The 20,141-nt window shown below is 43.0% G+C and carries 19 protein-coding genes; 16 read left to right on the top strand and 3 right to left on the bottom strand.

Translation table 11 applies throughout. The annotated features are described in order from the left end of the window. Positions 1-25 precede the first annotated feature (25 nt). The 9 genes from ACFQ3W_RS09035 to ACFQ3W_RS08995 all read left to right on the top strand — a co-directional run bounded on the left by ACFQ3W_RS09035 (position 26) and on the right by ACFQ3W_RS08995 (position 9,931). A complete protein-coding gene (locus ACFQ3W_RS09035; protein ID WP_379318845.1) occupies positions 26-517 on the top strand; it encodes an NAD-dependent epimerase/dehydratase family protein in 492 nt (163 codons plus the stop codon). Positions 518-531: 14 nt separating this feature from the next. Then, complete coding sequence (locus ACFQ3W_RS09030) at positions 532-915, top strand: NAD-dependent epimerase/dehydratase family protein (protein ID WP_379318843.1); 384 nt, start codon at positions 532-534, stop codon at positions 913-915. Between the two features lie 21 nt (positions 916-936). Beyond that, positions 937-1,917, top strand: a complete 981-nt coding sequence (locus ACFQ3W_RS09025; protein ID WP_379318841.1) for a phosphotransferase — start codon at positions 937-939, stop codon at positions 1,915-1,917. 161 nt (positions 1,918-2,078) lie between these two features. After that, positions 2,079-2,318: an AbrB/MazE/SpoVT family DNA-binding domain-containing protein gene (locus ACFQ3W_RS09020; RefSeq protein ID WP_379318839.1), complete on the top strand. Its 240-nt coding sequence runs from the start codon at positions 2,079-2,081 to the stop codon at positions 2,316-2,318. Beyond that, positions 2,319-2,642, top strand: coding sequence for a type II toxin-antitoxin system PemK/MazF family toxin (locus ACFQ3W_RS09015; RefSeq protein ID WP_379318837.1), 324 nt, complete (start codon positions 2,319-2,321; stop codon positions 2,640-2,642). A 236-nt stretch (positions 2,643-2,878) separates the two neighbouring features. Beyond that, positions 2,879-4,405, top strand: coding sequence for a M3 family metallopeptidase (locus ACFQ3W_RS09010; protein WP_379318835.1), 1,527 nt, complete (start codon positions 2,879-2,881; stop codon positions 4,403-4,405). Between the two features lie 277 nt (positions 4,406-4,682). Then, on the top strand, positions 4,683-5,771 hold the full coding sequence (locus tag ACFQ3W_RS09005; protein WP_379318833.1) for a glycosyltransferase: 1,089 nt from the start codon (positions 4,683-4,685) through the stop codon (positions 5,769-5,771). Then, positions 5,771-8,050: a glycosyltransferase family 2 protein gene (locus tag ACFQ3W_RS09000; RefSeq protein ID WP_379318831.1), complete on the top strand. Its 2,280-nt coding sequence runs from the start codon at positions 5,771-5,773 to the stop codon at positions 8,048-8,050. Before ACFQ3W_RS09005 ends, ACFQ3W_RS09000 begins: the two co-directional genes overlap by 1 nt. Positions 8,051-8,068: 18 nt before the next feature. Beyond that, complete coding sequence (locus ACFQ3W_RS08995) at positions 8,069-9,931, top strand: hypothetical protein (protein ID WP_379318829.1); 1,863 nt, start codon at positions 8,069-8,071, stop codon at positions 9,929-9,931. 26 nt (positions 9,932-9,957) lie between these two features. Here ACFQ3W_RS08995 and ACFQ3W_RS08990 read toward each other — a convergent pair whose 3' ends face one another. Beyond that, a complete protein-coding gene (locus ACFQ3W_RS08990) occupies positions 9,958-10,920 on the bottom strand; it encodes a helix-turn-helix transcriptional regulator (protein ID WP_379318827.1) in 963 nt (320 codons plus the stop codon). Between the two features lie 111 nt (positions 10,921-11,031). Here ACFQ3W_RS08990 and ACFQ3W_RS08985 point away from each other — a divergent pair, with 111 nt between their 5' ends. The 4 genes from ACFQ3W_RS08985 to ACFQ3W_RS08970 all read left to right on the top strand — a co-directional run bounded on the left by ACFQ3W_RS08985 (position 11,032) and on the right by ACFQ3W_RS08970 (position 14,536). Then, complete coding sequence (locus ACFQ3W_RS08985) at positions 11,032-11,517, top strand: GyrI-like domain-containing protein (RefSeq protein WP_379318825.1); 486 nt, start codon at positions 11,032-11,034, stop codon at positions 11,515-11,517. 84 nt (positions 11,518-11,601) lie between these two features. After that, a complete protein-coding gene (locus ACFQ3W_RS08980) occupies positions 11,602-12,066 on the top strand; it encodes a phage tail protein (protein ID WP_379318823.1) in 465 nt (154 codons plus the stop codon). Between the two features lie 295 nt (positions 12,067-12,361). After that, positions 12,362-13,117, top strand: coding sequence for a TetR/AcrR family transcriptional regulator (locus ACFQ3W_RS08975; RefSeq protein WP_379318821.1), 756 nt, complete (start codon positions 12,362-12,364; stop codon positions 13,115-13,117). A 24-nt stretch (positions 13,118-13,141) separates the two neighbouring features. After that, positions 13,142-14,536 carry an MATE family efflux transporter gene (locus ACFQ3W_RS08970; RefSeq protein ID WP_379318819.1) on the top strand — a complete coding sequence of 465 codons (1,395 nt, stop codon included), beginning with the start codon at positions 13,142-13,144 and terminating at the stop codon, positions 14,534-14,536. Positions 14,537-14,727: 191 nt separating this feature from the next. On the opposite strand, the gene ACFQ3W_RS08965 is transcribed toward ACFQ3W_RS08970, so the two are convergent. Beyond that, positions 14,728-15,300 carry a TetR/AcrR family transcriptional regulator gene (locus ACFQ3W_RS08965; protein ID WP_379318817.1) on the bottom strand — a complete coding sequence of 191 codons (573 nt, stop codon included), beginning with the start codon at positions 15,298-15,300 and terminating at the stop codon, positions 14,728-14,730. Between the two features lie 189 nt (positions 15,301-15,489). On the opposite strand from ACFQ3W_RS08965, the gene ACFQ3W_RS08960 reads away from it, so the two are divergent. Then, complete coding sequence (locus ACFQ3W_RS08960) at positions 15,490-16,689, top strand: MFS transporter (protein WP_379318815.1); 1,200 nt, start codon at positions 15,490-15,492, stop codon at positions 16,687-16,689. Positions 16,690-16,797: 108 nt separating this feature from the next. Here the strand turns inward: ACFQ3W_RS08960 and ACFQ3W_RS08955 are convergent, their stop codons facing one another. Next, positions 16,798-17,838: a helix-turn-helix domain-containing protein gene (locus tag ACFQ3W_RS08955; protein ID WP_379318813.1), complete on the bottom strand. Its 1,041-nt coding sequence runs from the start codon at positions 17,836-17,838 to the stop codon at positions 16,798-16,800. Between the two features lie 136 nt (positions 17,839-17,974). Between ACFQ3W_RS08955 and ACFQ3W_RS08950 the strand changes: the two genes are divergently transcribed. Both ACFQ3W_RS08950 and ACFQ3W_RS08945 read left to right on the top strand, forming a co-directional pair. Then, positions 17,975-19,729, top strand: a complete 1,755-nt coding sequence (locus ACFQ3W_RS08950) for a histidine kinase N-terminal 7TM domain-containing diguanylate cyclase (protein ID WP_379318811.1) — start codon at positions 17,975-17,977, stop codon at positions 19,727-19,729. A 56-nt stretch (positions 19,730-19,785) separates the two neighbouring features. After that, positions 19,786-19,992 (top strand): hypothetical protein, encoded by a 207-nt coding sequence (locus tag ACFQ3W_RS08945; protein WP_379318809.1) that lies wholly within the window; start codon positions 19,786-19,788, stop codon positions 19,990-19,992. Positions 19,993-20,141: the final 149 nt, after the last annotated feature.

Here is a 20,141-nt window from a genome sequence, read left to right as displayed (position 1 = left end):
CTAGTTCAAATAAAGGAGACTACAAATGCGACTTCGCGATAAAGTGGTTCTTGTTACAGGTGTTTCAGGGACCGTAGGAGATAAAATTGCTGCAAACTGTCTTAGTGAGGGAGCAAAGGTCAAAGGGCTTATACGAAACAAAGAGAAAATTCCCCTTTGTGATGAACTCGGCATTACACCTATAATCGGAGACTTAACGGATAAAGAAGCCATCAAGGAAGCGCTCAAAGATGTAAACATTGTCATTCACGCTGCGGCATATCTCGGTGGGGATAGAACCACGGCTGAGGAATCTAATATTCAAGGGGTTCAAGTCCTGGTTGATGCATCTATTTCGGTTGGAGTTGAACGCTTCGTACATATTTCCACGGTATCTGTTTATGGTCATTTTGAAGGTGATGTGGAGTTGGATGAAACAAGCGATTTAGCATATGGTCACTCTGAGGTGTACATATCGACGAAATGTGAATCGGAACGAATTTTACAAGATGCCATAACTAGTGATTTAAATGTGTAATATTACGCCCGGGTGTGATCTGCGCCGAAAATAAATCTCACTGGGGCGATCAGCTGATTGCAAAAATTAGCTCAGTAGAAAATGTGACATGGATTCATCCTGATGATTTAACACCATGGGTGCATGCGGATAATTTGGCTGAGATGTGCGTATTAGCAGCGACGCATCCTGCAGCAGTGAACCAGACCTACAACGCAGTGGACGGAAATTATAAAGAAAATGAGTTTACAGTACGTATTGCACATGCCATGAAAAAGACGCTCATCATACCGGATGGAAACCCAATAAGAATGACGTATCGTTGCAACAAAATAAAAAACGACTTGGGCTATCGTCCGATCAAAAAATTCGAAGAGACTGTCGCTCAATTGGAGGAACAAGCCCGAAACCAAAATTAATATTTTGAGGAGTTTTGAAAAATGTATAGTCAACCGACTACCCTACGTTCAGTTTTAGATCCAAAATATTTAGATTACTGTCTGAGCAATCTTTATGATATTGGAGACTGGAATGATTGTTCGTTCTGGCTGCGTGGATTAAATGATACTTATAGAATTCGTACCTCCACAGGTTTTTATATTTTACGTGTATATCGTCATTCAATAAGCGAAAATGATGTTGTTTATGAATTATCTTTACTAACACAGTTGATTGATGAATTGAGCTCAGTAAGCACAAAAGTATCGGTGCCCATTTCCCAAAAAGACAACAGCTTATACACGGTTATAGATGCGCCAGAGGGCCAAAGAATTGCCGTGATTTTCAGCTATCTGACAGGAACTGAGAATGTGCTTCAAGACGAGAAATCGTGCTTCTCATTTGGAAGATCTGCTGCTGAATTACATACAGCCTTGGACAAAATTACTTTAACCCTTCCTAGATACGATTTGGATACAAACTTTCTCATCAGTCAACCGTTAAATCGTATTGTGAATTATATTGGAGAAAAGCATAGCGCAACGCCATTTCTGCGCGAATACTCCAACGCGTTAATTGAACGTATTATCACCGCTTCTAGTCAAGGCTTGGATTGGGGGATTTGCCATGGAGATATGCATGGGAATAATAATGCCTTCCAAGAAGGCGACAGCTTCACTCATTATGACTTTGAATGGTCAGCAAAAGGATGGCGTGCCTACGACTTAGCGCAAGTTCGAGGTAGAAAGCGCCTACCAGAGGATAATAAAGCTTTGCTGTGGAATGCATTAATCTCCGGCTACCGATCAGTTAGAGACTTCACTGAACAAGATGAATCTTCCATTGAATTATTTATGAAAGCTCGTCGATTTTGGGTAATGAGTCTGGATGTTGAATTCATCAATGATTTTGGTGCTCTTGATTTTTCAGAAGATTGGCTAGAGGGATTTATTAATGAATTTCGTTCGTACAATATTGTCTGACGGTAAGCGTGTATGGGATGTTTTGTGACTTGAATTTTGAGTTACTTGATTTTTTATTGTATAAAGCATCATTCTTTGGTGTTTGTATATACTAAGTATATACAACGGAATGAGGGCGTGATACGATGGTACAAAGGAATCAAAGAAGAGGGGGTTTATCCATGCCGACAACCGTCCAAAAATGGGGAAACAGCCTTGGTATTCGTATCCCAAGCCAGATCGCCGAGGCGATTGCGCTTCGCCAAGGAACCGAAGTTGATTTGATCGTAGGTGACGATCATACGCTTATCGTGGTACCAGCCAAAAAAAAGCCGACACTGGAACAGTTATTGGCTCAATGTAAACCAGAAAATCGCCACGATGAAATGGAATTTGGCGTAGAAGGGAAGGAATTGCTCTAAATGAGTGTAGACCGAGGAGATCTAGTATGGATAAACTTCAATCCCCAAGCAGGTCACGAACAAACCGGGAGAAGGTCTGCAATCGTATTGTCGCCAAAAGCATTTAATGACACGACGGGTTTTGTTTCTGTTTGTCCGATTACTCATACGGTTAGGGGGTGGGGCTTTGAAGTGCCGCTGCCTGATGGTCTTGTATTTGGCGGGGTTATTTTAACGGACCAAATAAAAAATCTCGATTGGAGAGCAAGGCGTATTGATATTGCTGGCAAAGCCCCTGATGAAGTAGTCGAGGAGTGTTTAGACAAAATACATACCTTTTTGTAAGCGGGTCTCTTCCTTCAGGGGCCTGCTTTTTTGTTATATCCTAATAAAAAACCGACACAATAAGGTGCCGGTTTACCGAATGTCCATACGTAACAAAATGATACCCCTAAAAAAGCCATGAGTACATAATAGTGTATTAAAAAAATTAATATAAGTCTACTATTTTTTTTTTGCAAAAATTGTATGTTTTTTTATGCGACCGCGCGGCGCAATATGATTAAGTGAGGAGAGTAAATATGCAAAAATTTACAGAACTCAATTATATTTGCCCGGATTATGAAAAAGAAAAGGCGTCTTTGTTGAAATCTAAGGAGGACATGGCAGCGGCATCTTCCTACGAGGAAATCCGTGATCTCTGGCTATCACGAAAAAACACGGATCAATATTTAGATATGCTGACGGACCTTGCATATATCCGTTTTTTGACCGACACTTCGGATTCTTTTTACAACAACGCAGTGCACATAGATAGTATTGAAGAGCCGCGAATCAGGTTGCTTCGAAAAGAATGTGACGATATGCTTCTGGATTCCCCCTATATCGAGGAAATTAGGGCTGAATTCGGCGATAAGATTATTCAGGATATGAGAATTAAAAGAAGCCTCTTCGGAGAAAAGGCCGTTCCACTGCTACTTGAAGAAAACCGATTAAGTATAAAATATAACAAGCTGGTTTCTTCAGGAAAATCGAAAGAAGCGATGTCTGATGAACTCGAAGACATATTCCACAATATGATTCACGTTCGTACAAACCTGGCCCACAGCCTTGGTTTTGATAACTATATAGAAATGGCGTATCGCATTCAGGGGCGTATCGATTATGGGAAGGAAGAGATCTCCTCTTTTCGCAGACAGATTCTTGACAACATAACGCCTGCCTGTGACGAGTTTGAAAAGGGAAGACCTGAGGATGATTCTGTGCCCATTGGTGCAGTTGGGGATATTGTCCGTAGTGTCAAAAGTATATTTCACGAGATTTCTCAGGAGACTGGAGATTACATTGATTTCATCTATGATCATGAATTGTTTGATGTTGAGCCTAGACTTAATAAGCGGCCTTTTTACTGCTGTTGTATGCTCCCACACTATAAAGTACCTTTCATTATTAGCGATTTAAAAGGCAAAGGCAACGACGCGTTAATGTTTATCCATGAGCTGGGGCATGGTTTTGCATTTTATACCGCAGCACGCAGTCAGAAGTTGTTCGAATATCACCGTTCAACAGTCAGTATCAATGAGGTGCATTCCAGGACGATGGAATTCCTTTCATACCCCTATTTGGAGCTTATAGTCGGGGAGCATCAAAATACCTTTAGACAGAATCATCTGTATGAGGCATTGCGATACCTTCCTTACAGATGTGCCATTGATGAATTTGAACACCAAGTATATGAGAACATAGCTTTAACAAAATCCCAGCGTTGTCAACTGTGGCGAGAAATTGAACAGAAATACATGCCCTGGCATGCCGGGAATCATCATGAATCCGTTAAGCGTGGAACTTCTTGGCTACGCCAACCTCATCTCTTCAACGCTCCTTTTTCCTACATCGACTATAACTTTGCATTAATGAGTGTTTTTGAATTTTATGGGAGATCAGAAAACAACTATCGGGAGACGTGTAAAGACTATATTGCATTTTGCAGTAAGGGAGGAAGCACAAACTATTTGAATCTTTTGGCAGCAGGGAAGTTATCCAATCCGTTTTCTGATGGTGCCGTAGCCAATATATGTGCACCTATACTGAACGAACTATTCAGTTGAACAAAGCATGATCAAAGAAAAGGTTATCCCGCATAGGATGGCCTTTTAATATGCCGTTGCAGACGAAGCGCGGTGAACTCTGCTAAAAGTAAGCACAAAGTCATCGACAAATTTACGGTGATTTTGTAAATTAAGGATGTGGCAATTTTAGTAGTTCTTTTGAACCACATAAATTCAGCTTGCTCGTTTACGGCTGCCCTTACCGATGTTATACTACAAAATATTCAATAAAAGATTATGTAAAAACATGTCGAATAATGGCTTATTTTGGAGGATTATGGAGAAACAAAAGGGCGAAATGGTTGTTCTTATACCATCACTTGAACCGGATAAGAGACTATTGTCCTATGTGCAGCAATTGCGAGATTACGGCCTGATGAATATTGTCATTGTGGACGATGGCTCTGGTGAGGGGTACCAATCGATTTTTAGGGAGCTCCATGAGAACGGTTGTATCCTGCTGCGACATACGCAAAATCGGGGGAAGGGTGCTGCACTCAAGACTGGCTTTCAGTATATCGAACAGCAGTTCGATGAGATTTCTTGCGTTGTAACTGCAGATTCTGACGGGCAGCATGCTGCAAAGGATGTTTATCGGCTTGCCGAAGCAGCTAAGCGACGTCCTGACGCGCTGGTTCTCGGAGTAAGGAACTTCAGTGAAGGTGGAATACCCCACAAGTCTTTACTGGGTAATCGAATCACCTCCTTTATTTTTGCCATGCTGTACGGCAAGCAACTGTCAGACACCCAGACAGGGCTTCGTGCCTTCGGCCCCCGGCTGCTTGCATTTATGCAAGGTGTTCGTGGCTCAAGGTTTGAATACGAGCTGCAGATGCTTATTTCCTGCATTCAGTCCGGCATACCGATTCATACGCTGCCGATTCAAGTCATTTATGAAAATGGAAATGCAGGAACTCATTTTAAAGCGATTCGGGACAGTGCTCGGGTGATGAGTGTGTTATTTTCTAATTTCATGCGATTTATTTCCTCTTCGATTGCTAGTGCTGTTGTCGATTTAGGAATTGCCTGGCTTTTAATCGATTTATTAAGGCCCATGTTGGGCCAGCAGGATTATTTAAGGATTCTACTAGCGACAGTCATCGCAAGAATCATTTCTATAGTAGTCAACTATTTGCTAAACAAGCACTTTGTATTCCGCAAAGAGGATAGCCAGGGAAGTCTATGGCGCTATTTGACGCTATGTGCATTTGTGATCTTGCTTTCCAGCACAGGCGTATATTTGATTCATACGTTTTTCTTCATGAGTGAGAAAATTGCGAAACTCATCTGTGATGCCTTGCTGTTCCTGCTAAGTTTTCAGATGCAGCGACGGTGGGTATTTGCAGCAAGGAGGCGGCGGCTTTAGTGCGAAACGAAAAGCGGCAAAATATTTTGTTCATCGTCACAATCATCTTGATGTCCATTTACTTGCTATGGCGTATGATTTTTACGTTGCCATGGAATGAGGGCTTTTTGAATATGGTTTTTGGCATCCTGCTGTTTGTGGCTGAAACGGTGACGGTGCTGACTACCTTTGAATTGTTTTTTCAGAAAATGCAGAAGGAACGTACACAGCTCGATTTCCCAACCATTCCGCCGAAGTATTATCCGGATGTAGATGTGTTCATTGCCACGCACAATGAGCCGGTCGATCTGTTGTATAAAACCGTCAATGCCTGTACGTATATGGATTATCCGGACAAGCAGAAGGTTCATATTTATTTATGCGATGATGGAGGGCGGCCTGAGGTTGAGGAGCTTGCCAGACAGTTTGGCGTCGGGTATCTTGGCTTTCCTGGAAACAAGGAGGCCAAATCCGGCAACTTGAACCATGCACTGAGCAAAACCTCCTCTCCGCTCATTGCCACTTTCGATGCTGACATGATTCCGCAGCATACCTTTCTGATGAAGACTGTTCCGTATTTCCTGCTCTCGGGGTTTACCGAGGACAATGGGAAATGGCGGCTTCGAAGAGAGGATGAAGTGGACGACACATTCAAGCTCGGGCTGGTTCAAACCCCTCAGAGCTTCTACAATCCGGATTTATTTCAATTTAACCTTTATGCCGAACAGAGCATTCCGAACGAGCAGGATTTCTTCTCAAGAGAGGTTAATATTTTACGCAATGCCTCCAATGCGGTGTCTTATACGGGGAGCAACACGGTCATTTCCCGGAAAGCGATGGAGGAGATCGGTGGTTTTCCACTGAAAACGATCACCGAGGATTTTGAGACAAGCATCCGTTTGCAGCAAGCGGGCTATATTACGTATGCAACCCAGGAGGTTCAGGCCGCCGGGCTGACCACAACAACGATCCAGAGCATGATTAAGCAGCGCATCCGCTGGGCAAGGGGCATTGTTCAAAGTCTGCAGAACACCCGCGCCATCTTTTCCAAAAAGCTTCGCCTCTGGACGAGAATTACCTATTTGAGCAGCTTCATGTACTGGTGGTCCTTTTTTAACCGGTTGATTTTCATTTTGGCTCCTATTTTATTTGCGTTATTCGATTTCCAAATCGTAAATGCTAGTTTCTGGGGAATTCTAGTATTTTGGCTTCCGTCCTATTTTTGCTACAGTATGTCGATGCGTTATCTGTCCAGCAATATTCGAAATCAGCGGTGGAGTCAGGTCATTGATACCATTTTTATGCCGTATCTGATCGTACCTGTGTTACTCGAAACCTTGCACATCCATGAAAGAAAATTTAAGGTAACGAACAAAAAAAAGGCTGCCGGTGGAAAATGGATGGCCTCTCTATTGTATGCACTTCCACACCTCTTCCTGCTGTTTCTTTCGATGGCGGCTCTCTTCCGGTATGTGCATGGCAAGTACGGTTTGGCTCTCTTCTACAGCAGTATCATCATTTTTTGGCTGGTTCATAATTTGATCGCTCTATGTTATGCCCTGTTCTTCATGATCGGACGCCACGCTTATCGGGAGACGGAGCGTATTCGGGCGCAAGAGGATGTAACGATTCACTACAAGGCGAGCAACCTGCGCTATCAGGCCCGGACCGTAGATGTATCAGAGAATGGCATTGCCCTGTATGTCATGCATCCCATTTACTTGCCGTCACAGACTACGATCTCTTTGACTGTGAAAACCGAGCGCTATGAGGCGAATCTGGATGCCGTCATCGTCTATGTGAAAAAGGACGGAGAGGGCTGGCGTTATTCAGCAACGGTTCAGCCGGTGGGTGAGATGGACAAACGTCAATACACGCAAATCATTTATGACCGGAAGCACTCCTTGCCGGAGCAGATGAATCTGTGGGATACGGCCTATGACGATATGGTTCGCAATGTGAAGCGGCGTATTATCCAACCGCTAAGTGATAAGAGAAAAATGCCGCGGATTCCGCTTCAGTGTCCGATCATTTTTACAGATGGGACTGCGTGTACGCTGCGCAGCTTCAATTACCTTTTCTTTTCTGCTTCGGACTTCCAGGGAGATATTTCGGCAGGGGCTGTGTTTACCTTTTATACCAAAAGTAATATTGAAGTCATTTTGCAGCATACAGGTAAAACTACAGCCCGTCATCAAGAGGTGCTTCTCTCGGTTGAGAATATCGGCGACATTGTGGATCGCGGCCTTATCGATCAGATGCTGGATGATTTGGTCCATTCACATACCGAGAGCGCATAGGAGGATTAGGAGGGACAGATGCTGATCATACTTCAATTTTTGATGGGAGTCCTCTTGGTATTCTCCTGTTTGGGTTACATGCTGCTTGTTCGAAAAACACTTTCACTTCCCTGGGAGTTTACGCCTGTATTCGTATTTTCATCGATTGCCTGTATAGTTTTTTTAGGTGGTTTGGCAGGGCAGCTCTATGCGGTCAGCCTTGCCGTTATGATTCTGGGCCTGTTTGCGTATGCTGCGATCGTGTTTCTTCGGCTGCGCCAAGGGGCCAAACTTCGTTTTTCCTTTTCGATCTTTCAGATTTCGTTTTTGGCAGGAAGCCTTATTTTTCTGCTGGTGTTATTCCAAAATAAATTGACGCACTACGATAATTTTTCCCATTGGGCGATCGTCCTGAAGGTGATGTTAAGCACGGATGCCTTTCCAACGCCAGCCTCAAGTCTCATTGATTTTAAAAATTATCCGCTGGGTGTCTCGTCTTTTCTCTATTATATTTGCCGTTTTGCGGGACATGCTGAGTCCGTCATGTTATTCGCGCAGGGGCTGCTCATCTTTTCCTGTTTTTATGCCATGTTTGGCATCGTATCGGAGAAGAAGCGTTTTCTCTTATATGCTTTTCTCGGATTTGGCCTTTCCATGCTTTCCTTTTTCAATATTACGATCCGCATCACCAACCTGTTGGTGGATTTCCTGCTCCCGATTTATGCGCTGGCTATCTTGGCGGCTGTCTATCGGTTTCGAAATGAGATTAGGCGAGCATGTATTGTAGTTCTTCCACTTGCGGGACTGCTAACGGTCATGAAGAGCACCGGTATTATTTTTGCAGCCATCGGGTTGGTCTTCCTCATCTATACTTGGTTGACTCACCCGAGTAAGCCCGGCTGGAAGAATGCGCTTGCTGTTGGCGGGCTGATCTGCGCCGCATTGCTGCCTTACTTCGGTTGGAGCTGGCGTATGGCGACCGTCTTTCAGGGAATTAAGAACAAATTCAATGTTTCTTCCTCCGGTCTTCAGGGGATGGAGAGGGGAAAAACCCCGGAGCAAATGCATGACATTATTTCGCTATTTCTGAAGTCCAGCACCGATCTTACCACGCGGCCGGCGATGGGGATTGTCGCCTTTGAGCTCATGGCGATTGCCGCTTCTATTTTTGCAGCCGTTGTATTGAAGAAGAAATGGAACTTGTGGAAAGCGCTGATTGCCCTTGATCTCGTACTGCTGCTCTATTATGCAGGAATCCTGGGGCTGTATCTCTACTCCATGCCGCTGGATGAAGCCATTCGACTGGCCGGCTTTGAGCGTTATGCATCGAGCATTGTAGTGCTCTTTGTCGGTGGTCTGGTGATGTGCGCTATGGTAGATCTGGAGCGTTCTTTTCATTACAAAATCGGCGAAGTGCCCGACTATCACGCCTTTAAGAATGTCAAAATGAAAGGATACTATCAAAAAGGAATTATGGCCTGTATAGCTGTGGCCGCCACCTTGCTGTTATCGGAATACAACGGAATCCTTTCCATTGCCAAAAGCTACGAAACTACGCTTCCGTACAAAGTCTATAAGGTTACCGGTGATCGGTGGTACAAAGGTGGCCAGGAGGATAACAGCAAATACCTTTTTTACGCCTCGGATAGAGATCAGCAAGTAACGAACTATTACATGCAATATGTCGGGAAGTATTACTTATATGCCCCGAAGGTGGACGGGATTTGTTTGTTCTATGAGGACAATATGGATAACCTGCTCAGCGGCTACGATTATCTGGTCGTTGTTGAGAGCGATTACGACGGAAACCGGCTGCTCAAGAAGCATTATGGCGTTGATATGCAAGAGGGCATTTACAAAATTACACGTTCCGGGGAGCAGATCGTTCTGACGCTCCTTTGAGGATATAGGAGTTCCATTCCTTAAAACTAAAGCTTAAAGCTGCTCAATCTCTCTTGTAAACCTTCCCAGATTTCTTCTGGCGCTTCTCTGACCTTGATATCCCCACCTAGAAAAAGCAGCCAGTTTATCATTTCGGCCAATTCTTCGGGCTCATTAACATGGATATAAGTCCTTAGAAGGGCTGTAGCTTGGTAAGGATTCGTATAGGAAATTGAAACTTTTAAAGGATGGTATTTTCTAAACTGGGCAATCGCTTTTGGACCAAGTTCAAGGACAAGGTTGATTGCCTCCTCCTGCTTACTTAGCTTTTCTAAAATTTTTTTCTTACTTAATCTTTTTTTCGTCGGGTAGGGTCTGATATCGGTGAGACGGTCGACGGGAAAAATCCGCCTCTTTTCTTCCACTAAGTCAAAGCCTTCAATCCACCAAACGCTTTTTTCACGATATAGGTGCAAGAGAAATATCGAATAAGACTTTACTACGCTCTCTTCTTTGAGGGTAATCCATAAATAGCTATCCAAAAGAAGGAGCTGGATCAGTTTTTCTAACATAGGGTGGGGGAGGTCTGAAAGATCAAGCAGGTCGGGATTATTGGGGTTGGTCCCTTCAAAAAGCAAGATTTGATTTAACAAAGAAAGGTCATCCTGCTGGTTTTCCGAAATGAGGCCTAGCAATTTTTCAGCTAATGACTGACGGCTCTTTAGGTAAGGGAGTTGTTGATTTCTTGTGGCCATAAAAGCAATGAAAAGGGCTTTGATCTCATTATCGGTAAAGCGAACCACAGGAAGGACAGAATTACGCATGACAAAATAACCCCCGTCCCTTCCAACTTCAGCAACCAGTGGCATCCCCAAGGCCTCAATTTCTTTGATGTCTCTAATCGCTGTCGAACGAGAGATGTTAAATTCCCGCATGATTTCAGAAATCGTAAAGTGGGACCGGTTGTTCATATACCGCATGATGGTATTAATCCGTTCAACTTTTTTCATTGGAACTCCTAAACAGTATCATTTTTTGACATCATTTAAGGTTATCATATACCCATCAAGGGAAAGCAGACAAATTATTCGACTCATGAAAAAAGAAGGTAGGGATAAAAAATGGCGGATTATACGTTGGAGTCAAAAGACAGTTTTATCGTTTTTGGTCTTGGAACTGAACTGAAGAGTGATTACACAGATTTTGCTGGTTTAAACAAGGAAAAGTTAGATTTTTGGCAGGCAGTTAGCCAGGATGGAAGAATTGATACTTTAAAGGCCATGGCTGCAAATGACTACGTTTTTGCCGTGAATGAAGCGGTGAATAACAAGTTGATGTACTATGCAGGGGTCATGACAGAGGCATTGCCGCCAGCACCAGAAGAATCTAGGGTTATCCAATTTCCTAAGGGGGAATACCTAGTTGTTAAGGGGGAAGGGGAGACGGCCGATGAATTGAGTAATAAGCTTACTGGCCTTGCCTTTGGTCAAGTCTTGCCAGAAGCGACGAATTTTGCCTATGTTGGCGGGCCCAATGCAGCGGTTGTGATGGGACAGCGGAACGGTCTGTTTTTTGGAGAAATGTGGATTCCGGTTGTTAGGAAATAAAGAGGTAAGTGATGCTTCCAATGCGAGTTTTGCTCGAAGCAGGCTCAAGAAGTAACGCTCACAAAACTTTTAGGAGGGCTGGAAATGTCCTATATCGTTGATTTTAAAAATGTGTCTACGTTTGGTTTAGAGTCCTCACCTGTAGCAGAAGCGCTTGCTGGTTTGCGTGCGAATGAAGCCCGTTACTTTATGAACAAATATAAGCATGAATTTACGGTTGTACCCGCAAGCGAAAGCCAAGAGACCCTTGATTATGTGAACGGGATTTTGAAAAAAGAACGTGATATCGAGTTTGCGGCCAAACCTTTAGAAACGTCGCGTTTTCAAGTGGAAAATATCAAAATGGCTTATGTTTTTTATGAGGATGGCCTTGGGGTCAACGTCATGTATACGGTGGATGATCCGAAGAAGCGGGCCGTTGGCTTTAAGCTTTCTGAGGGGATGGAGGTGCCAAAGGAGTTAGAAGGAAAGTTCAAGTTTGCCAGGCAGAAGTCGAAACTAGCTGGAACCATTCGGGGCTCTTTTTTTGTCATTAAAGGAGAGTATTAAAACAGGCCAAGGCTCTCGTCCTAAGAAAAGGGTGGGAAGCGCTGGGGATCTTAGACCTAATGTTGCTGACCCCTTTTGTTTTACCGCGATTGCACGCAATTAACGTCTCTCAACTGACTGGGTTCCATCCTAATCCTTACTGGCGTTTTGTTGGTTATTAAAGAACAATAATAGTACTTCGAAACCCCTTCAACTATATGCTGAAGGGGTACTTTTTTCTTATTTAGCCCACTTTTTTGTATCTCTCGACTTTGCCCAGAATTCTCTTTCAGCGTGGAAAAGCTACTGTGCCTTATTGACATTTGCAGCAAGCACAACTACAATCAAGCATAGAATGAGTATTCATTCTATGCTTGGAAAGGGGTTAATAATTGTGTATAAGACTTCAAAAGAGACTCAGGAACGTAAGGATGCCAAACGTCAATTTATTTTGGATACAGCTGCAAAAGTCTTTGCTAACAGGGGGTATCACAACACTACAGTAAAAGACATTGTTGAAGAGGCAAGTATTTCTGTGGGAAGTTTCTACTTTTACTTTAAAGGAAAGGAGGAACTGTTTGCCGAGCTTTACCTAAATATTGCAAAGAATTTTGAAGATACTGCTCAGAGGGTTTTAGATACAAAAAACTATAATCTTGCAAAGAATTTAACACGTGTGATTACAGCTAATCTTTGGATGTATCAGAGCAAACGGGAATTGGCGAGAATTATGTTGATTGAAGCTGTAGGCCTTAATCCTGAATTTGAGAAAAAAAGGTCTGAAAGCGTAAAAGAGTCTAGCAGGACAATGGAAGAATGGTTCAAGAGGTTTAAAGTCCATAACCCGGTAAATATTCCGGACGAAAGAATAGCAGCACTCGCTTTTGAAAGTTCCTTTTACTATCTGATTCTTGACTGGTTAGAAGGCAACGGAGCAGATAAACTTACGGATTCTTCCTATGGATTGTCAATATATAATCTGCAAGCATTGAAGGTACCCTTTGAAGATGAAAATATCAAAATGTATGTCAAGGAAGTATTGGATGAATTAAATCTGGTTCATAATCCCTAAGATGCATAGAAACGAGGTATTATTTTGAATAACCAGTTTGGAAAAGACTTAACCACAGGCAGCATACCGAAGCACCTGATTCAATTGGCATTGCCCATACTCGTTGGCAATCTTGTATCCACCGGCTATAGCATCATTAATGCTATTTGGGTGGGGAGATTGCTTGGCAAAGACGCTGTGGGTGCAGTTGCAGTGAGCTTCCCGGTTTTTCTTGCGATGGTTGCAATCTGCTCCGGTGCGACCCTTGCAACTTCCATATTAATTTCCAAAGCATATGGAGCGAAAGACCGTGCGACGATTCAAAAAATAGTAAATAACTCATGGGCTATTGCCATTGTGGTGATTCTGATCGTTACTATAGGCGGATTGCTGTTATCCAAAACGATGCTCAGACTGCTTGGAACACCTGAGGAAATCATGCAGCTTGCAACCGGATATTTGAAAATAAGTGTTATGAGTTTTGCAGGACTCTATTTATCCTACTTAATTTCTGCAGTTTTGAGGGGAATCGGGGATACAGTTGTCCCTTTAATATTTATCATCATATCTACAGTTATAAATGCAGTGCTTGACCCTCTCCTTATTACGGGCGTTGGATCAATACCAAGATTGGGGCTTAATGGCGCAGCTCTTGCCTCATTAATTTCTTCCGGGGCAGCTACGATCCTGGGATTGATCTATGTGAAGCATAAATATAAGAAGGAACCGATAAACCCTTCCGGGTTTTTGTTTGAGAGAAAAACCATAATGGAAATACTGAAGATAGGAGTACCTTCGTTTGTACAGCAAATGCTGGTTTCTATGGGGTATGCGTTTATTACTATTTTTGTAGTCCGCTTTAGTGCAGCATCTATAGCGGCTTTTGGGATTGCCAACAGGCTGGATTCGATTGTCGCAATGCCTGCGATAGCGATGATGATGGCAGCCTCCACGCTAACTGCTCAGAACATTGGAGCAGGGAGGTTAGAACGAATCAAGGGCATATTTAAGTGGGGAATCATTATTAATATACCGGTGATTGCCGCTATTTCCGTATTATGTGTCAGCTTCCCGGAAACGATCATGCGCATATTTGTTGATGAAGTGGATGTAATACAAACAGGGATAGAGTATTTGAGGATTGTTGGAGTAGGATATTTATTCATGATCATATTCTATGTATCCAATGGAATCATAAACGGAGCAGGCAAGGCCATTTCTATAATGGTGATTTCGTTTATCTCGCTTTGTGTAATAAGGATTCCGCTTGCAGGCTTACTATCACATACAAGCATGGGGATACGCGGTATTTGGTTAGCCATCGTTATCAGTTTTGCTGTAACCACGATAATCAGTCTTTGGTATTATTTTTCAGGAAGATGGAACAAAGATGCTATTATGAGTAAAAAGAGTAAACAGAGACAAATAGTTGCTGAATAATTGGCGACAAAAAATTCGAATGGGTGAAGTCACTTTCCAATAAGGAATAAAAATTATCGCGGTCTTCGTCATCGAATTCGCCAAGCGTCTGTACCCTGACAAACCCTATTATATCAATAAAAAAAGCCGACTTTTCGAAGGGCCTCGGCACCGAATCGTCAGCCTATCGTGCAGATCATGCAAATAAAAATCTATCGGATTCCTTCAAAGGCGCTTATTACTAAATGCTGCACATAGGATTCGTCCAATGTGTCTCCCGTCACTAGCAAACGATAGAAAATCGGCCCGTAAATGAGATCAATGCAGATGTCAAGGTCGAGGCCCTTTTTCAGTTCCCCGAGCCGAATCCCTTTCTCCAAAAGACTCCTTGCCTCAAGTCGGCGCGGACGGAAAAATCGAGTTCGATAGGCCTCCGCCAATCCTGAATCAAACTGTCCTTCGCCTAATAACTCCGTAATAATGGTCCCTTCCCGACTTGTCAAAAACCGGGCTAAATTCGTGGCGTGAATAAGAATATCATTAAATGCCGAATCCGTATCAGGCACGGGCAATCTGGCCGTGGCGGCATCCAGAAAACTATCCATTACCACGGCAGCCTTGTTCGGCCACCATTTATAAATCGTGGCCTTGCTAACTTGGGCACGATCGGCAATTTTGTCGACCGTGACGGCCTGAAAGCCATTTTCCAACAACAATTCATAAGATGCGGCAAGGATAGACTTTTGCGCTTCTACATTACGTGGCCTGCCTCGTTTGCCATTCATCGTCATCGTCACCTTTCGTTAGTACATCTCTCAACCGTTAAAAATAAACTATACGTTCAGTATACCAATAATGAATAAAAAATAAAGCGATCTTCACCTATTTACAAAACTAAACGTACAGTATATTATTTGAAATATAAAGTTTATAAACTATACGTTCAGTATTTAAATTAAAAGGAGTTGCTTAATATGACGGTTTTAAAAAAACAAATCATCGAGAAAAATATCCCGACATGGTTAACCCTACTTCTGGCTACCGCATGCGGGATCATTGTAGCTAATCTTTACTATGCGCAGCCCTTGGTTGGGGTCATCAGTTCTTCAATCGGGCTGTCTGCAAACACTTCCGGCTTTATCGTGACGTTAACGCAGATTGGTTATGTAGTCGGCTTGTTATTTATCGTACCTATGGGAGATATCGTCGAAAATCGTAGGTTGGTTGTCGTATCTTTGCTTCTCACAGGGGTTGCCCTTGCCATCACGGCGGTGTCGAAACATGCTGTTCCATTCTTAGCGGCTTCATTTGTCATCGGTTTAGGATCGGTTGCTGCTCAAGTACTCGTGCCTTTTGCGTCATACCTTGCATCTGAATCATCACGTGGCCGCGTTGTCGGCAATGTCATGAGTGGTTTGCTGCTTGGAATCATGCTCTCGCGTCCCTTGTCGAGTCTGGTAGCCGACTTCTTTGGCTGGCATGCCGTATTCGCTTTGTCTGCTGCAGCTATTATTATTTTGGCTATGGTACTGTCAAAGGTGCTCCCTGCAAGAAAACCTTCGACGGACACACACTATACAGCTTTACTCGGTTCGATGTGGCATTTGCTGCGAACAACCCCGATCTTACGCCGTCGGGCTGCATATCATGCATGTGTGTTTGCGACTTTTAGCTTGTTTTGGACAACAGCTCCGTTGCTGTTATCCAGCCCGATCTTTCATTTCTCGCAGAAAGACATTGCATTGTTTGCGCTTGTCGGAGTCGCGGGTGCAATAGCTGCGCCTGTGGCTGGACGGTTGGCCGACCGCGGCTGGACTAAACCCGGAACGGGGATTGCACTCGCAACAGTCGTCATTTCGATGTTGTTGCCGCTTATGATCCATACTGGTTCATACACCGGAATAACTATTCTCGTCGTTTCAGCCATATTATTGGACGCCGGTGTATCCGCAAATCTTGTGCTTGGACAACGTGCGCTCTTCTCGCTGAGTCCGGAAATTCGAAGTCGTCTAAATGGGCTTTTTATGGCTATTTTCTTTTTTGGCGGTGCCATCGGATCCGCAATTGGGGGATGGATATATGCCACGGGGGGATGGGGTGCGGCGTTATGGATTGGAATAGCTTTCCCGATCGTTGCGATACTTTATTTTGCCACTGAAAAGAAGCAGGTTTGATGAGCAGCTTATAATCGGAAAGCAAGTGACATAAAGCGTTAAAACAGGGCACCTATCGAGGGTGCCCTGCAAAAGTTTTTTTCCCGCAGGCCTCCCAAGATAAGAGCGTCATCTGTCTGCCCGCAACAGCACTAAATTCTCAATTTCTCCTCTATAAAAGTCAACCGTCTTGCCCTCCGTGATTTTCCAATCACTTTCCAATAACGCTATGACTTCCTCAAGCTTTTCAATAGCTTTATCATACTTGCCTTGAATTTCATAGATGTGATAAATGGCTATCAAAGCATCCGCATATTTTGGCCTTGGCTGCAGCTCGTAACCTTTGGAGTAACATTCAATGGCTTCGTCGTATTTGCACAGTTTTGCCATACAGTCTCCCCTAGAGGTCCATGCTCCCCAATCCTGAGGCTGCAGCTCAGTCATCTGATCCCAAAGATCGAGTGCCTGAGAAAGGTTGCCTTCTTCCTTGCAAATCAAGCCTTCATATAACTGAATGTAGTAACCGGAATATACTTGATTCAGTCTTTCCAGAACCACCCTGGCCTCAGCACACCTGCCATCTGCAATCAAGCAGTTCATAAGCCATACATAACCTCGCCAGTAATCCGGATGATTTGACACGAAATTATTATAGAACTCTATCAGCTTATGGTGATTTGAGAAGTTCCAGTCCAAAATGACTCCATTCTCGGCATCCCGCAAAGCGTTATGATTAGCTTTTTTGTAAGGGGTTAACATCAGTGCATCCTTTGCGTAGTGGGACGCGAGTTCCCGGTGCTCCTCTGAACGATGAAGGTGCAATTCGGCTAGCAATGTGAGGCATTGGGCTCTTTTTCCGTCATCATTTAGCTTCTCTTTAAGAAATTGTTCAGCATAGTGATAATCATCTTTTGAAATGAAATGTTCGTTGTAAATCATATTTTCAATCCGTTCTAAATGGGTATCATCGGTTAATGCAAACAGCTCATCAATGGTGACACCTAAAGTGACGGATAGCCTAGGAAGCAGTTGTATATCAGGCATAGTTACATTGTTTTCCCACTTGGATATAGCTTGGGACGACATATTCAGCTTTGCAGCGAGCGCTTCCTGAGTCATTTCTTTCTGCAAACGTAGTGCTTTTATTTTACTGCCTATCTCTATGTTCAATGGATGAACCTCCCCTATTTATCATTTCGACTAGTCAATTGCATTGTACTTTTTGTTGAAAAAACCCTCAATGACCGCCTGGTTAAATGGATGAGCTTATCAGTTACAAAATGTATTTTAACTAGCTAACATCCTTTTGCTGTATAATAAAATTTGTTTCCCTAAAATTTTCAACAATATCGCAGTAGTCGAAGCAAAAAGGAGAAAAATTGTGAGTTTATCAGTAGGGTATGACCTCTATTTATTCCTCCTATTATTCATTTTATTTGTATATGTATTTGCTACCGTTACGATTACAAACCTGCGTAAGGTTTACTTCTTATTCCATTTTTTTATGATGCTTTGGCCACTTTGCCAATTTGCTGTAGAAGTGACACGTGATTCTCAATTACAGCTTTTTTATGTGAACCTGTCTTTTCTCTCACTCTCTCTGCTCGGGGGCGGTTGGCTGCTTCTTACCATGTTTCTAACCGGAAATACGGATGGACTAGGAAAAAAGAGGCTCTTTCTAATGTTTATACCAGCTCTTACTGCAGCAACTGGCGTGATCATAAATCCGTTTAACTTATTTGTTTATCCGCTGCAAGGGGATTACATAAATAGAGCATATGGCCCTTGGTTTTGGGTTGTCATCGCTATTCTATTAGGCTACTTTTTTGCTTCCCTCTACTTTTTGATACGGGCATTGAATTCTTCCAAAACCTTACTAACCATAAAAAAACAAGTGAAACTAACGCTTTGGGGCATATTTGTACTGACCACTTTTGCTCTAAGTGACCTGCTTCTTAATGTTGTCCTAAGTAAGTGGCTACCGATCATTCCAGGCTTGACTTCCTTGGGGATTTTCATTTCTGCTCTATTCTTCGTCATCGTAATAAAAAGGTACAATGTTTTTGATCTTGTTTCCATTGCTCATGAGGATGTGATCAATACGATTCCATATGGAATACTTGTCTTGGACGAGAATGAATCCATTATAGAAGTCAACAAAGCTTTACGTTTCTTTGTAGATTTAAAGCTCGGCGAGCATTTTGACATGGAGAAGTTTCTGGGGTCTGTTCGTGTAGATGGAAATAGTAGAGGCTTTCTGAATCATTACAATCACAAGGAAAATACTTCCGCTCAAATTGAAATCATCATTGAGCGGGATATAGCACATCATTTTATACTACAGGTTTCTCCAATTGTTGATTCTTACCTGATGCAAATCGGCCGAACAATTACATTTCAGGATATTTCACAAGAGCGCTATCTTGTCAACGAAGTGAATCAGCAGAATAAAATTCTTCAAGAACGAAATCAATCACTGGATAGCATTCGTAATGAGTTATCCGTAGCCAATCAGAAATTGAAAGAAATGGCGCTTACGGACAGCCTGACGAACTGCTACAATCGCCGTTATTTGACCCAGCTGTTGCCACATGAAGTGATCACAAATATTCAATATAGAACCCCGTTCTCGCTTATACTCTTTGATATTGATTTCTTTAAAGCGATTAATGACCGCTATGGACATGTCGTAGGGGATCAGGTTCTTTATAGTACGGCTCAAACCGTCAAACATGCCATTCGAAGCACCGATATTTTAACCAGGTACGGTGGAGAGGAATTCATGATCTACCTGCCGCATACAAAGCGCCAGTTAGCCACCCAATTAGCGGAACGAGTGAGATTTTCGGTAGAGTCGAACCGCATTTTAGTAGAGCATGAGGTTGAACCAGTCTCCATAACGATAAGCATGGGGATTATATCCATTGAGGATTTTGATCATGAGCAGGAACCGGACGATCTGGAAGGGTACTTAAACCAACTATTTGCTGCCGTAGATAAGGCACTTTATCAAGCCAAGCAAAATGGACGCAATCGAGTCGAATGTGCAGACCTAACCTGACTACCATTCTCTTATCCAAACCGGATTTAAATGCGAATACCCCATACGAGAAAGAAATGCTCTTACAGAATACCTACGACAAAATACTAGGGCAGGAATATGCAAGTTCCGAAATTTCCTATCAGCCCAAGTTGAGCCTGGTGGAACGAAGTACGCTGAACCGGAGGAATCCTTCCGTTGATAAGCGATTGCTCGAAAAGACGGCGGGCAAGGAGCATGAGTGGCCCAAAGTGTGGTATAAGCCATTGAAGCGTAAATCATAAACAGCATATAAAATAAAAACCCGGCCAATTGGCCGGGTTTAATTGCCATTAAAAAAAATTGCGCATAAAGAAACATTGTGGTATTATTAGAAAACCACCGTGATTTTTTGGAAAATGTTATAATTTACCTATCTTATCTTCACTATAAT

Source organism: Paenibacillus puldeungensis (assembly GCF_042678945.1).
Taxonomy (GTDB): domain Bacteria; phylum Bacillota; class Bacilli; order Paenibacillales; family Paenibacillaceae; genus Fontibacillus; species Fontibacillus puldeungensis.
The sequence above is the reverse complement of the archived record's forward strand: the minus strand, read 5'-3'. Positions and strand labels throughout refer to the sequence as shown.